Raw genomic sequence first — 14,519 nt, forward strand, 5'->3', positions numbered from 1 at the left:
GCTTTTTAACTCTTATTTTCCTGATGGCGGCGAATTGATTTTAATAGTTCTGCCGAGTGTTCTTTGGGTTTTACTTTCTTAAAATGCTGAACAATTATCCCCTGAGGGTTAACCAAAAATGTTTGTCGACTAGCATGAGGCCATGGCAATAGTCTGTCGACCTTCATTGCTTTGCTCAACTGTGCTTCGGTATCGGCGAGCAATGTAAAAGGAAGTTCATAAGTTTCTGCGAAGTCTTTGTGGGCGGCTATGTCGTCATAGCTTACGCCAACGATTTCAACACCTAGCGCTTGATATTTGGCATAATCATCGGTGAAGTTTTGCGCTTCTATTGTACAACCGGGGGTTTTATCTTTGGGATAAAAATAGACCACCAACCATTTACCTGAGAACTCTTGATTAGTGCGTATCTTGCCTGTTTGATCGGCCAGGCTAAAAGATAGAAAAGGTGTTCCTTCCCAAACATTCGAATTAGCACTCGCGCTAAAACTCAAAAAGAAAGATGTTAACAATAAGGTCGATGTCAAGAATCGTGTTGTTGATTTTTTAGACATTTGACTATTCCAGTTAATGGGCATTGAATTGCATTTAAACACTTAGATTAATCGGTTGCAATATTCCTGATGCTATTAGGAAAAAATACGAGAATTAAGGCAATAAAAGCGTGGGGTATCGGCGGCCAGCGCAGTCGATTTTAAATTGTTCGGGTTATATCCTTAAAAAAGCTAAAAAAAAATACTGATAAAACGAATGTTAATAAAAGGCCTTTGCATTTCCTCTCGCAAACCATCTATTTTGATTAGCCAGGCGACGGACTGGTAGGTTTGGCGGCTTGTTAATTGTTAATAATCTTTGTTTTAAGTGGGGGAATATTGGAGCCAATTCCTTGCCATCTGTACTAATATTAGAGTAGGTTTGAGTTAAAATGGCTAGTTGAAATAAGAACATCAACCTGCTGTATCGAAGATAATAAATATCTCCCGAAGCTGTATTTTCGTCAACGGAATAGCCGTCATTTTTGTTTGTTGAGAATGTCAATAAGTCCGGCACAATTAACCGGAAATTGGCAAAATGCAGAGTACTAGCTGGACGTTCATTATGATTAAAAAAAATGTCAAGCAGTTTACTTTCCTGATAACAGCGTTAGTGCTGGTTTTTGCTTGGGTATTAAAGCAGCTGGGTGGTGCTGAACACACTCTTCATCTCAATAATGAATCTACACACCAATCAATTACACTGTCACGGGTCAGCCTCTTATTGAATAACACTGATATCAGTTCAAGACAGGGACTTTCGGATTTTCTTCAGCAAATAGACAACATTGCTGAAGTGATTTCCTGGCAACTCATTGATGGCAATAACCAGGTGTTAAGCGAAAAACAGAGTCGACAAAACGGCAACACTTTTGAACATAACCTTTACTTTAAGTCGGCTGGCGAGAAACTGTTGACTTTGAAGTTAAATATTAATCAGGTTAGAGAAAACGCTGCCATGCTCAGCTTCACCGAATTAATCGCAGCCCTGGTATTAATCGGAATTATCAGCGTCTTAGGTTTTTACCGATTTAAATGGCTTTATGATATTGAGAAATACTCACAATATTTGCTGACCAATAGTGAGCAGGTACGTGAGACGGAGCTAAGACGACAGTCAAATCCTATTAGCCAGTCGATCAATCAGTTAATCCTGAATAATAGTAAATTAATGAAGGAACGGCTTGAGTTGATAGAGCAGATTCGAAAAATATCGTATGTTGATGAAGTGACGGAGCTGGGTAACCAACTGTTTTTTAAAGCAGAATTTGAAGTAAGGCTTCACAATCATGATGAAGCAGAGAGTGGCTTATTGATGATATTGAGTTTTGTTGAGTTCGACTATGACGATGAATTGGTGCTCACAGAACGGAAATTAAAAAATATCGCAAATTTTTTAAGAAACTTTATCCATGACATTCCAAATGCATTGGTCGCTCGGCTCAAGGATAATGACTTTGTGTTGTTGCTTCCTAATCAAACCAGAACGAATACTGATAAACTTTGCAAAACAATTATAGAGCAGTTAGATAAAGCGGTATTCGATAGAACGCAAATTAAAGAACACTTTATCGACATTGGAATTTCTGCCTATAAGCAGGGATTTGATTACTACAAAGTGCTCTCAGAAGCGGATATGGCATTGAGAAACTCTCAATTACAGGGCGGCAATAATTGGTTTATGTTCGGCGAGGCATTAGCGGCTGATAAAGTCAGAGGACACTTAAGATGGCGGAGTTTTTTGCAGCGCGTTTTAGATAAGAGAAATATCCAACTGTTTGGCCAGCCAATCCATTATTATTCGGAGCGCGAATTTTTCCATCAGGAAATTTTTGTTCGAATTGAAGATGGTAAAGAGTTACTGACTGCAGATACATTTTTGCCGATGGCTAACCAATGTGGATTAGCTGCAGAGTTTGATCGTCAGGTGGTTGACGGCGTAATAAAACATTGTTTGTATCGTGAACAAAACAAGCAACAAAAGGTTTTTTCCATTAACTTATTTATTTCCAGTTTGATGGATGAACGATTTGTCGGTTGGTTGGTTGGGAAACTTTCCAGTTACCCCGAGCTATGTCAGCAATTTATTTTTGAGATTAAAGAAGCCCATATTAATCAGAATCTTTCGACTCTTCGATTAGTTATGAGACAACTGGCTGAACTTGGCGTCAAGTGGTGTGTAGAAAAATTTGGTTCTCCCGAAGAAAACCTGGGCTATCTTGAACTGCTGCCGATTGCGATGGTTAAGGTCGATAGAAGAATAATCAACAATATTCACCAAGATAGAGATCAACAATTACTGCTTAAAGCGCTGGTGATTAGCTTGAAATCAAAGAAGATTGATATATTTGTTGAAGGGGTTGAAAAAGAAGATGATGCTAATTATTTAAGTGAGTTGGAAATATGTGGTGCGCAAGGTTATTTTTATTGCGAACCTAAGCGGCTTAAGCGAATAGAGAAATACTTGAAAGTAGTATAAAAAAAGGCACGTAATGTGCCTTTTTTGCAAAACTCTAATTTGATTTCAAATTAGAATTTTTGTACCAGACCAAGCCCGAAAATGCTGTCTTCATCTCCGGTTAACCCTTCTTCGCTTAGCGTAACATAAGTGAAGAAAGTCGTTTTCTTACCTAATTTACGGTCCCAACCCAAAGAAGTTTGAGAAGTGTACTTAACTTTTGTGCTAACGCCGGCTTCCCAAGAATCAGACTCTATAACCTGAATTTTAAAAGCGTTGTCACCGCTAGAGTATTTCGCACTAGCCATGATGCCGTCACCGTCAACACCATTGTTGTCTGTATCTTGATACATGAAACCGAACTGCCAGCTATCAAGTTTGTATTGAGCCATTAAACGCGTTGTATCGATGCCGTCGCCATCAACGTCTGCATCGAATGATGCACCTAAGTTTAATTTGCCTGTTTTGTACTCAAGGGCGATAGAGGTACCGTCAGCTAAACCGTCGTTTGTAGGCGTGTCTTCACCAGGGATAACAGCAAGCTTCGCCTTGAAACCGCCCATTTTAGGCGTAGAGTACTGTGCGATATTATCAGCGCGTTTTTCTCCATTAAATGTATATTTAATATCACCTGATAAGTCACTGAATAAATCGATTTTCTTTTGTAGCTTTTTAGTCGGAGTATCATGACGACCCGCAAAAACTTCACCGAATCCACCGCGAACACCAACAATCTGGTTACGCGCTTTAATGTGATCAGAAGAGCTTTTAGAACTATCTGCGATGTCGACTTCCCACTCGAGTTGATAGAAAGCTTCTAATCCTTCGCCGGCAGAGCCTTTACCTTTGATACCAAAACGAGATGCGTTGCTGTTTACTTCCCATTGGTCATCGCCATTGTCTTCATCAATTTTATCCAATGTCAGGATAATTTTGCCGTATACGTCGACCCATTCATCATCTGCAACTGCAGGGCTAGTTGCCGCGAAACAAGCTAAAGCTAGACTAGATAGGGCAAAAGTCTTGATTTTCATTTTTATTTCTCCGATAGAATAAATATTACAAATGTTAACGCAGGGCATTCTATTGCCTGAATTTGACAGAAATATGACAAAAATACCTAGTTAGGGGGCAATATAGCCGAAAAGTGAGAAATTTACCGGTTTTTACATGACAATTGTGACAATGAATTGAATACGTTAACTAAATAATTAATCTCATAGAGAGAAAATCAGGTGAAAATTAGCCGTTTAATCGGTGAATACGATCCAATTATCCGCTCAGAGTTTGAATTTTGACCAATTCTTACTAAAATAGGGAGACTGTCTGGGGTGAGACCGGTTGGATGTGCTCAAGCTTTATAAGGATTGGCCTGCATTACCGAAGTACCGAGACTTGGACGTAAACTTGAAAACGAGGATCCAGTAATGGATAAAAATTCATCAAGTGATGTGAATTTTACGGTTATCGACGGCGAGCGAATCTACGTTGGCCCTGAGCGCAGAGCTGAAAGGCGCCGTCGAAAGCAAAATGAAAGGATAGAAACCCTTCTTCGTAATTTTGGTCTTGATAGAAGACTAAGAGTTGACCGACGAAGAAAGGATACATCGTGGTTACTTACTTCGAAGCGAGTTGTTAATCAATAGCGATTCGTCGAGTGGGTGCCCAGTTATCCAGCTGGCTATCTGAATCTAGATTTATCATAATATCGACCTGATGTTTATGGTCGATTTTTTATGCGTGTTAAAAAAGTATCTCATCTGTTTGCATTAATTAATAATGCGCCTATTCAAAACATTTCAAATCAACAACTTCGTGCTTGTAATATTCAGCTTGATATAAAAAGAGATGATCTTCTTCACCCGATTATATCGGGTAATAAATGGCGTAAACTTAAACATGTGCTGCTTGAAATTGAGTCGCGTGGCTATTGCCGTGTCGCGACTATGGGAGGGCAATATTCAAATTTTCTCCACTCACTCAGCTATATCTGCAAGCTTCTTAACTGGGAACTTGAGCTGTATGTTCGAGGTCACCCTGAACAACAAAAGACGCCTATGTTGCACGATGCCGCAAAATGGGGCGCTAATATTACCTATGTGACAAGGGAAGGTTTCAGGAAGCTGCGTCATAATCCTCCAGAATTAAGCGACGATGTATTCTGGATCAGTGAAGGTGGTTATGATCAGCTTGCATTAAAAGGTTCCGTCGAATCATTAATGGAAGTGCCTCGAACTTATGATTACCTGGTCACTGCCGCAGCAACGGGGACCAGTCTTGCTGGATACTGTCGAGGTGTCATTCAGCTAGGTTTTCAGACTTTTGATTCTAAGACCAAAGTGCTGGGTGTTGCTGTGTTAAATAACGGTAACGAGATCGCTGCGAATGTTGAGCAGCTTATCCAGGCACGGACACAAATTGAGATTGTCAGAGGTTACGAATTTGGGGGTTACGCCAAAAAAACTGATGAACTAATGAGTTTTATCCAACAGTTTGAGGACAGCCACGCTATTCCCCTGGATCATGTTTATAATGGTAAATCCTTTTTTGCTACCTTGGATCTGATTGAGAAAGGGTACTTTCCGTCAGGTAGCCGAGTGTTGTTAATTCACACCGGAGGCTTGCAGGGAAACCGGCAAGTTTAGGGCGTGTTTCGTCTGGCCTGGTTTACCGCAACATCATAACCCAGTAGTCCAGATCTAAAACCAGGTTAGTATGATAAGTTGTTCGCCCAGCATCTTGTCGGTAGAGAAATTCCATATTGTCAGGTGAGTCATTCTTGACCCCTAACATTCTAACCCGAACCATCGCGACGTCATCACGCGATGGTATGACTCGCTTATCAATAATTTCACTTTGACAATAAATCGTGTCACCGGCAAAACTCGGGTTGGCATGGGTGCCGCCGTTAATGGCACATAACCAAACAGCGTTTCCAAGACCGTTGTAGCTGAGTGCACGACACAATGAAATAATATGTCCACCATAAACCAGCCGCTTTCCATGACGACTGGTGTTCATTGCATGCTGGTCAAAATGAACGCGGGCGTTGTTTTGGTAAAGTCGGGTGGCAAGCGAATGATCTGATTGATTAATAGTGAGTCCATCGCGGTGAAAAATATTGTCACCGATTTCGATATCGTCAAATCGGTATTGATTATCGCTGTAATGATCACGCCAATCACTAAAGTGAGCATTCGGTGGAATCGCCAGATTTTCGGCATTAAGATTTCCGAGGTAATCAGGAATAACGGGCGTCATGCTGGGTGGATGAGGTATTTTTTTCTCAACCATGACCCAGCGGATCCAACTTACCACGGTTAAATCCTTTTGATTGACTGCAGTAGAACGGACAAAGACAACGCCGTTTTTGCCGTTGGAGTTTTCTTTGAGGCCGATGACCTCACTTGTGACGGCGAGGGTGTCTCCCGCGAAACACGCCTGTTTAAAGTCGACTTCAGCATAACCCAGATTGGCTACTGCATTTAGAGAAATATCATTAACTGTTTTACCAAATGCAATGTGAAATACCAGGAAATTGTCCAGAGGCATTGACTGAAAGCCACATTCTTTTGCAATCGTGTCGGCGCAATGTAAAACATAGCGACTGCCGGTGAGTGCTGTATAAAGCGTCGCGTCTGCTTCAGTAATGGTTCTTGGCACCCCATGATGAAATACCTGGCCGAGAGAAAAATCTTCGAAATAGTTACCTTGTGGTGTCTCAAGTTGTCGCATTATCTGATACGTCTCTTTTTCCAATAGGTTTTATTTTTATCGGACTTCCGGCTTAATCGGACTGTCGGCTTAAACGGACTACCGTTTTGTCGAACTAAAACACTGATGTAAGCCAATTCAGTTGCCGTTTATTTTTCAGGACCGATTAACTCGGTCTGACCTAACTCATGAACCTGGTTGTAAAGTGCAATAACTCGCCTCGCCCAAAGCTCTAGCGAAGGCTCGATTAGTCTGTCATTAATGACGGCAATACTGCGACCAATTTCATGGGCTTCTGCAATAGCATCGATAATTTTTTTCGCCCGCTTCACGTCTTCACCTTTTGGCGTGAAAGCATCGTTAGTGTAGGCAAGCTGAACTGGGTGAATGACGGCTTTTCCGTCAAAACCCAAATCTCGTGCCTGACGGCAGGAAAATTCACAGGCTTCAATATTTTTCAAATCAAAGTGAGGTCCATCAATGATGCACTTATTATGCGCACGCGCGGCGAGAATGGTCATCGAAAGGCTGGTTAGTAAACCTAATCGATCAGCGGTTAAGTTGATTCGTAATGCGTTTGCCAGATCGGTAGTACCAAGCACCATTGCTGTCAGCCGGTCGCTCGTTGCAGCAATTTCTTCGCTCCTCAAAACGCCTTTTGGGCTTTCAATATTAGCCATTACCGCGAGATGAGAGCCGCCAGCTTCGTCTAGCGTCGCAATAGATGCTTTTAGTTGGCCGCCACTTTCTACATTGGGAAAAAGAATTGCATCAATATCCAGACTAACCGCGGCCCTGAGATCGTCCATACCCCACTCAGAGTCGAGGGAGTTAATACGAATGACTTTTTCTGAGTAGCCAAAATCATTGTTTTCGAGTGCTTTCAGCAAGAGTGCGCGACCGTCCGGTTTATGTTGCGGCGGCACTGACTCTTGTAAATCAAAAACAATTGTATCGACTGGCAGGTGACGAGCTTTTTCGATATGCCGAGGTTCGTGAGCCGGTGTATATAATACGCTACGACGAGGTCGGTATTGAAAACTCATGAGGCTTCTCCATGTAGTTTTTGACTAAGTCTTTTTTGTTCAAGTTCTGCGACAAGCTGCTTTCTTAACACCTTGCCATTTTTGGTACGGGGAAAATCAGAGTAAAAGTGGACGATTTTCGGCGCTTTGTATTTGGCCAGGTTGGCGACGCCAAAGTCGAGCAGTTCTTGTTCCGTCGCCTTTTGATTAGCTGCCAGGATAATACAAATACTGACTAGCGTTTTATCTTTGCCGATGTCTTCACCCAAAGCAACGCAGTCTGCGACCGCGGGGTGAGTTTTAATGACTCGTTCAATTTCGTGTGGAGAAACGCGGTAACCGAAGGTATTAATAATGTCGTCTTTTCTTCCAAGAAACCAGATGTAGCCTTGTTCATCGACTCGGGCATAGTCACCGGTAAAAAAGTAGCCACTGTGACGGGCTTTTTCGGTTTCTTCCGGCAATTGCCAATAGCTCAGAAATAGGCCGGGGTCATTTTCTGGTATCGCGATCATACCTTCATCGTTTACTGCGGCAGGATTTCCCTCACCGTCGAGTAGCTGTACATTATGACCGGGCTGCGGAAAGCCTGCGGCGCCTGGCTTAATCGCAGCTTCTTTATGCTGAGAAATGTAATAGGAAAATTCAGACATTCCGATTGCTTCATACACATCCATAGCAAATCGATTACGCCAGGCGATTAGCATTTCATCGGACAAATGCTCTCCAGCGCTCATACAATGGCGAAGAGAAGGGACATCGCTCGCACTAAATTCTGTTTTTTGAATGATTTGACGATAAATGGTCGGTACACCGATAAAAACGGTGCAGTCGTGTTTTTTAATTAATTTAGGCCAGGTGCTGGCATCATTTGGGCCTTCATGCACGATAACTGTATGTCCATGAAACAGAGGGTCCATCAAAGCTGAGCCTAAAACATAAGTCCAGTTAAACTTTCCAGAGTGCATAATGCGGTCGCCGGGTTTAAAGTCAAACCAATAGCGACTGGCAGGTAGACGACCAATTAAGGCCCTGTGGCCATGTAAAACGCCTTTGGGATACCCGGTGGTACCAGATGTGTATACCAGGTAGGCCGGATCATTTGGTGAACTTGGGTTTATCTCTGTAGAAGGTTCTGCTTCGTTTAGCAGCGAGTCAAAATCTAGCAACCGAATGTCGCTATTTTCCGGTTGTTCGGGCATCTCTCCCGGCCCGGCTAGATAAACGGCTTTTAATTGCGTTTGCTCATGAATTAATGAGTGTAGTTCCTGCCACATGCTTTTCGCCGTAATCAGCACTTTGGCACCAGAGTCTTTCGCCAGATAGGCAACCTCACTGGCAGCGAGTAAGGTTGAAGTTGGAACCGCGATAGCGCCATATCGCAAGCAGCCAAAGAAGCTGACCGGATAATCTGTTGAGTTAGGTAGTCGAATTAGAACGCGATCACCTTCGTCAATTTTCTGGCTAGAAAACACACTGGCTAACCGGGCGCTCTGTTCTTCCAGCGCATGGTAACTTAATTGCTTGGTGCCGAGCAGATGATCTTCAACAATTAGTGCAATATTTTCTCCATTGCCACTCTCTACGTGTTGGGTGACGCAAGCGTGGGCAATATTAAACTTTTCCGGCAACTGCCAATGCCATTGATCATTTTCGCGGGTTAAAAAATCTTCAAATTGGAATTTCATCTTAGATTCTTCCGTAAGGCCAGTTTTCTCGAATAACGTGAATAGGGAGTTTTTTGAGTACATCCATGGCGAACTCCTTATCTTTAGGCTCTAGTGATTTTAGCGCATAGGCTCTGAGCAATGTTTGTAGTGCCTTTCCGAACATGGGGGGATCCAGCATTTCACCTTCAAACTTAATTGCGCCGCCAAGCAGTGCATCGGCGTCAATCGCAGCTTTCAGAATACTGACGTTGCGCTGAATGATAAGTGGAGAAGGCGTAAAAGCGACCTTGCACAGATGGATATGATAGGGATGAATGACTTGTTTTCCGGTTAATCCCATCTGAGCTTCAACGGTCGCGTGTCGATGGACCACATGGCTTTCATGGTCACCGTGTAAGTCCAGCCAGCGTCTTACGTCATGAGGCTCGATGTTTTTCTCAGGCATCGGGGTGTCATTTATTAGCACTTCAACCCCACCAATGACACCTGTGCCAGATATTCGGGCTTCTAGTAAGAGGTTACGTAAGTAGGTTTTTAATTCATCAATCCAGCCTTCGGGGGTCAGATGGATAGCCATGGCTTTAGAAAAATCATGAATACCGAATACGACGTGTTTCACCGTTGAAAACTGCATTAAGTCAGGTGCAATTTTCAATGAGCGAGGATGCTCGATAATAGGCTGAATTTCTATGTTTGGATTGACGCCAACTAGCCAGGCTGATAAATCCCGAATCTCTGCCGGACCGTACATTTCGCCTGCTTTAGCTAATATGATGACATCGATATATTGGGCGACCTCCTGGATCATTTCCAGGTCTTTTTCATATTCGTCGGTTCTGAAAGGGTTAATTCTCACGGCAATTTGAAATTGACGTTCAGGAAACTGTGGAAGCTCTTTTCGCAACAATTCTCTGCTCATTTCCTTTTGCCGGCATCCATCTTCAAGGTCAAAGAGTAGGGTATGGGCAGGGCAGTTATGAGCGTGCCGCCTTAGTCTGTCGACTGCTTGTTCCATGGTCTCATATTCTCCTTGCGCTGGAGAATACTTAACCGGAGGATAATAAAGTTGAATACCTGGCCAATAACCACCGAGAACATCCTGTTCATTGACCTGCTCTAAGAATTCGTTGTGATAAATCATTATCGTCAGTCCTTAAAGTTTTTTAGTCGTGTTTGTCATTGACCCCAAAATTGTCGCTTATTCGAATTTTTTACTTTACGACAACTGGTCGGATGACTTAAGCTGTGCTTCAATCATACCGATTTAAATCTAGATTTCAAACAATTGTTTAAATAAATCTGGAAAGGGCCAACAAGCCAAGGTTAATATACATAAACTTGTTACTCATGGCTAAGGCCAACCGGTTGTTAAGACTGAAGTTACGACTAAAGTATAGGCGAGCATTTGCGGCTTGGAAGGTAGTATGCTATCTGAACGCGTTATTCATAATTATTAAAGGGTTTTGCGTGTCAGTTTAGCGCTACTATTAAATTCATACTAAATACAAACGGTGTCGTGCTATTTGAAATAGTGCTAGTCACCCAATAAAACACAAATTGTAAATAACTAAAGGAGTAAGACATGTCGGTTAGCGTTCATCCAAATGAGGCACTCTTTGACGAGGAAAAACCTTTTCCAGTCGTTCCCAGTTGTGAACACTTTGCGGGTAGTGAAAAGCTCATTCTTAAAGCCCTTGAGTTACAGCAAAAAATGGGGCCTGTATTTGATATTACCTGTGATTGCGAAGATGGCGCCGCTGCTGGAAAAGAAGCAGAGCACGCGGAAATGGTCGCTAGAGTTATTGGTAGTGATAACAATATTCATCACATGATGGGGGTAAGAATTCACGACTATACCCACCCTCATTGGCGCGCTGATGTTGATATTCTTATTCCTAAAATAGGCGATAAAGTGGCTTATGTGACTTTGCCAAAATCAACCAACGCTGCGCAAATCGAAGAGATGGTTGCTTATATCAAGAAAGTTTCAGAAGAAAATGGTATTACTCGCGAAATACCTATTCACGTTTTAATTGAAACTCATGGCGCGTTGAGAGACGTATGGAAAATAGCGGAAGTTGATTGGATTCAAGTACTAGATTTCGGCATGATGGATTTTGTGAGTGGTCATAACGGTGCAATCCCTGCGGCTTGCATGCGCAGCCCTGGTCAATTCGAGCATCCTTTGTTGGCAAGAGCCAAAACTGAAATGGTGGCGGCAGCCTTGGCCAACGGTGTTGTTCCTGCACACAATGTAACTCTTGATCTAAAAAATTCAGAACAAACTCAAAGTGATGCGTCGCGCGCGCGAAATGAATTTGGTTTTCTTCGCATGTGGAGCATTTACCCAACTCAAATACGAGCCATCGTTGACGCAATGAAACCTGATTATTCAGAAGTAGAAGATGCACAAGGGATTTTATTAGCAGCACAAGCGGCTGACTGGGGACCTATCCAGTATAAAGGTGAGTTGCATGACCGGGCGACTTATCGATATTACTGGCAGCTACTTCAACGAGCTAATTTAAGTGGCAATGAAATTTCTGTAGAAGCTAGAACAGCTTTTTTTGATTAACAGAAATTATACTAGATCTTTTAATTTTGATTATTAAATCTGGGTGGTTAAGCCCAGATTTTGTTAGTGAACACTGATTACGATGACTAATGAGCTGCACTATCGCCGGCTGGAAAGTATGTACCAGGCGGCACCACTCAATGATTTCTACACGCCAGTAATGCAGGTTAGTGAGGGACAGGCAGAAATTTCTATCGATATTGAAGAGAAGTATTTTCATGCAGGAATGGCTGTACATGGTTCGGTTTATTTCAAAATGCTGGATGACGCCGCTTTTTTTGCTGCCAATTCACTAGAAACTGAAGTGTTTGTTTTAACCACATCGTTTACGACTTATCTAACCAAACCTGTTTCTAGTGGGAAGATGCGTGCGGTTGGTAGAGTGGTTAATAAAAATCGAACTCAGTTTATTGCTGAATCAGTTGTTTACAATGGTAAAGGACAAGAAATTGGCAGAGGAAACGGAATTTTTGTCAGAAGTAAGAACCGATTGATGGATGTGAAAGGTTATCAATAAAGTTTTAATTTCCAACGAAAAACAAAAGCTAAATCTGTGTAAGGCATTGGTTTGTTTGGTTTGATTGAAAATTTTTTCCTAAGGCGTGAGCGTGTTAATTAACCTGAGATTCGGATAAGGAAATTCCCGTGCGCCCCTATTTTTGCGGCTCTCTATGTTAAGTCTGTTTTCAATAGCTTGCTATTGCTTCACAGCCTTGCCTTGATAGCCACAAAAATAGTGGCACTGGCCAACATTGAGTTAATCAATTCATCAAAAATTATTTTAAATGATTGAAATAATAGTCTTTTGGGAAGTATGTTGAATTCCCTTATCCGAACCTCAGGTTAAATTAAGTAGTTTGGTTTTGCGAGCTTGATCTCTGGAGAGAAATAAATCCTCCCCAGCCCTTCTTTTGTAAAGAAGAGAGCAGTACGGGGAGGTTAATTTTTAATGCTTCGAAAACTGTTGATTATTATTCAGTGAATTTCTATTCAGTGAATTTCCGAGAATAAATGCCTAATCCATCACCATCTTGTTGATAGCTCGTCCAGGCTGCGATAAATTCTCCACCAGTTAAGCGAGAAATTGACACGCTTTTTTGTTGTCCAGTAGTGTAAGCATTCAAGCGAGTTTTAGCTGACTGGTTTGTTCCATCGGCCGAAAAACTTGCCGCATAGACTTCGCGATCGTCGCCTTCATCTCGATTCCATGCCACTAAAAAACCATAGTCGTCGAAGATTGCACGAGCGGTAGGTTCCCACATACTCGACTGCTGATTAATTTGAAATACCGCACCATCTTTTCTACCGTTAGAATCGTACTTTCGGGCGTAAACATTCCAGTAATTTCCGGCACCATAATTTTTCGGCATGCTCGACCAATAGATCATATGTTCGCCATTCGACTGATTCACCGCCACTTTTGGATATCCCTGGTTTCTAAGTATTGTGGTAAATACACTGGCTGTATTGCGCTTAACATTGCCTCCTTTATAGAAGTGTTTACTGTAAGCCCGACGACTCTTGCTTTCAATCCAGGCCACAACAAAATCGCCCCAAGGATCAATACCAATACTTGAGCCGTAAGTTGACGAAGTACTTGAAGAACCGCTGCTAATTTTTATCTCGTTACTTAACCAGTATCCATCTGCATGCAATTGACGAGTGTACACATCGCAACGATAAGGTGACGAGCCACAACCAAGCCAGGTAATAGCTATTTCACCGTTACTATTAATCGCGATACCTTGAGAAGAGTAACTCAGGTTCTGGTTACTGTTTAATCGAACAAATCCCGAAAATTTTGGCAGACCTTGAGCATCATAAATTTGCAGGTAGGAGTTAGAGTTGGCAGTGAATACCGCTGCTGAAACGCCGAACTCATTCATTGCTACTTGTTGTTGGGTAATTTTTGTAGAGCCTCCATTATATCGATTAGACCTGATTAGAGATCCATCTTGACGGTAAAAGTTAACATAGGTGCTATAGGTTTTGTTGACCGACTCATTATAAGCAATCACATAATTTCCCTGGTTGTCGCTGGCGACAATCGGAAAGTTCTGGTGCCCAGCGGTATCTGGATTAACTCGGTTTTCGCTGGTGATTGGTGTAATCTCGGCATTCGCTATTGAACAACAAAGTAAAAGCGAAGCTTGGGTTAAATATTTAAAAAATGACACTGTTAGATTTCTCCTTGTTTTATTAACTTTATTTTGTTTTGCAAAAAATATTAAAAAACAGGTAGCCGGAACAAAGGCTATTCCAGATAACCTGATTTTTAATCAGGCGCGACTAAACTTAATCGTTATCGGAAATTGAAAGTAAGTACAAATATTAAGCAGGTAATTTGAATTCACTAGCGATCCCTCGACATAAAAGTGATTTGAAAATTTAGAGTATTAGTAACGGAAATTTTAAAGTTATTAATAAGTACAATAAAACATTAATATCAAAAAATACCGAACTAACTTAACGCTAATAGCAAAATAAATTGAGCTATTTTTTCCTTGTTTTTGCGTAGGCAATTTTATCAATTTTACACCCTGC

The 14,519-nt window shown here is 41.9% G+C and carries 12 protein-coding genes; 5 read left to right on the plus strand and 7 right to left on the minus strand.

Annotation, left to right across the window (positions count from 1 at the left end; all coding sequences use genetic code 11):
* Positions 1–5: 5 nt before the first annotated feature.
* On the minus strand, positions 6–554 hold the full coding sequence (locus FLL46_RS02425) for a peroxiredoxin (protein ID WP_168204007.1): 549 nt from the start codon (positions 552–554) through the stop codon (positions 6–8).
* Between the two features lie 544 nt (positions 555–1,098).
* Here FLL46_RS02425 and FLL46_RS02430 point away from each other — a divergent pair.
* Entirely contained in the window at positions 1,099–3,012 is a 1,914-nt protein-coding gene (locus tag FLL46_RS02430; RefSeq protein WP_168204008.1) for an EAL domain-containing protein, read from the plus strand.
* Between the two features lie 50 nt (positions 3,013–3,062).
* Here the strand turns inward: FLL46_RS02430 and FLL46_RS02435 are convergent, their stop codons facing one another.
* Positions 3,063–4,025: a porin gene (locus FLL46_RS02435; protein WP_168204009.1), complete on the minus strand. Its 963-nt coding sequence runs from the start codon at positions 4,023–4,025 to the stop codon at positions 3,063–3,065.
* Between the two features lie 393 nt (positions 4,026–4,418).
* On the opposite strand from FLL46_RS02435, the gene FLL46_RS02440 reads away from it, so the two are divergent.
* Both FLL46_RS02440 and FLL46_RS02445 read left to right on the plus strand, forming a co-directional pair.
* Entirely contained in the window at positions 4,419–4,637 is a 219-nt protein-coding gene (locus FLL46_RS02440) for a hypothetical protein (RefSeq protein ID WP_142891823.1), read from the plus strand.
* Between the two features lie 90 nt (positions 4,638–4,727).
* Positions 4,728–5,636, plus strand: a complete 909-nt coding sequence (locus FLL46_RS02445; protein ID WP_142891824.1) for a 1-aminocyclopropane-1-carboxylate deaminase/D-cysteine desulfhydrase — start codon at positions 4,728–4,730, stop codon at positions 5,634–5,636.
* Positions 5,637–5,658: 22 nt separating this feature from the next.
* Here the strand turns inward: FLL46_RS02445 and FLL46_RS02450 are convergent, their stop codons facing one another.
* From FLL46_RS02450 to FLL46_RS02460, 4 genes are all read right to left on the minus strand, one after another.
* Positions 5,659–6,726 carry a MaoC family dehydratase gene (locus tag FLL46_RS02450; protein ID WP_142891825.1) on the minus strand — a complete coding sequence of 356 codons (1,068 nt, stop codon included), beginning with the start codon at positions 6,724–6,726 and terminating at the stop codon, positions 5,659–5,661.
* Between the two features lie 128 nt (positions 6,727–6,854).
* Complete coding sequence (locus FLL46_RS26900; protein ID WP_168204010.1) at positions 6,855–7,751, minus strand: HpcH/HpaI aldolase/citrate lyase family protein; 897 nt, start codon at positions 7,749–7,751, stop codon at positions 6,855–6,857.
* Positions 7,748–9,418 (minus strand): acetate--CoA ligase, encoded by a 1,671-nt coding sequence (locus tag FLL46_RS02455; RefSeq protein WP_168204011.1) that lies wholly within the window; start codon positions 9,416–9,418, stop codon positions 7,748–7,750. The genes FLL46_RS26900 and FLL46_RS02455 overlap by 4 nt, the downstream gene beginning before the upstream one ends.
* 1 nt (position 9,419) lies before the next feature.
* Positions 9,420–10,541 (minus strand): HpcH/HpaI aldolase/citrate lyase family protein, encoded by a 1,122-nt coding sequence (locus FLL46_RS02460; RefSeq protein ID WP_142891826.1) that lies wholly within the window; start codon positions 10,539–10,541, stop codon positions 9,420–9,422.
* A 441-nt stretch (positions 10,542–10,982) separates the two neighbouring features.
* Between FLL46_RS02460 and FLL46_RS02465 the strand changes: the two genes are divergently transcribed.
* Positions 10,983–11,975 carry an HpcH/HpaI aldolase/citrate lyase family protein gene (locus FLL46_RS02465; protein WP_142891827.1) on the plus strand — a complete coding sequence of 331 codons (993 nt, stop codon included), beginning with the start codon at positions 10,983–10,985 and terminating at the stop codon, positions 11,973–11,975.
* A gap of 82 nt (positions 11,976–12,057) precedes the next feature.
* On the plus strand, positions 12,058–12,492 hold the full coding sequence (locus FLL46_RS02470) for a PaaI family thioesterase (protein ID WP_142891828.1): 435 nt from the start codon (positions 12,058–12,060) through the stop codon (positions 12,490–12,492).
* Positions 12,493–12,961: 469 nt separating this feature from the next.
* Here FLL46_RS02470 and FLL46_RS02475 read toward each other — a convergent pair whose 3' ends face one another.
* Positions 12,962–14,152, minus strand: coding sequence for a hypothetical protein (locus FLL46_RS02475; RefSeq protein ID WP_142891829.1), 1,191 nt, complete (start codon positions 14,150–14,152; stop codon positions 12,962–12,964).
* Positions 14,153–14,519: the final 367 nt, after the last annotated feature.

The sequence above is a fragment of the Aliikangiella coralliicola genome, assembly GCF_007004725.1.
Taxonomy (GTDB): Bacteria; Pseudomonadota; Gammaproteobacteria; order Enterobacterales; family Kangiellaceae; genus Aliikangiella; species Aliikangiella coralliicola.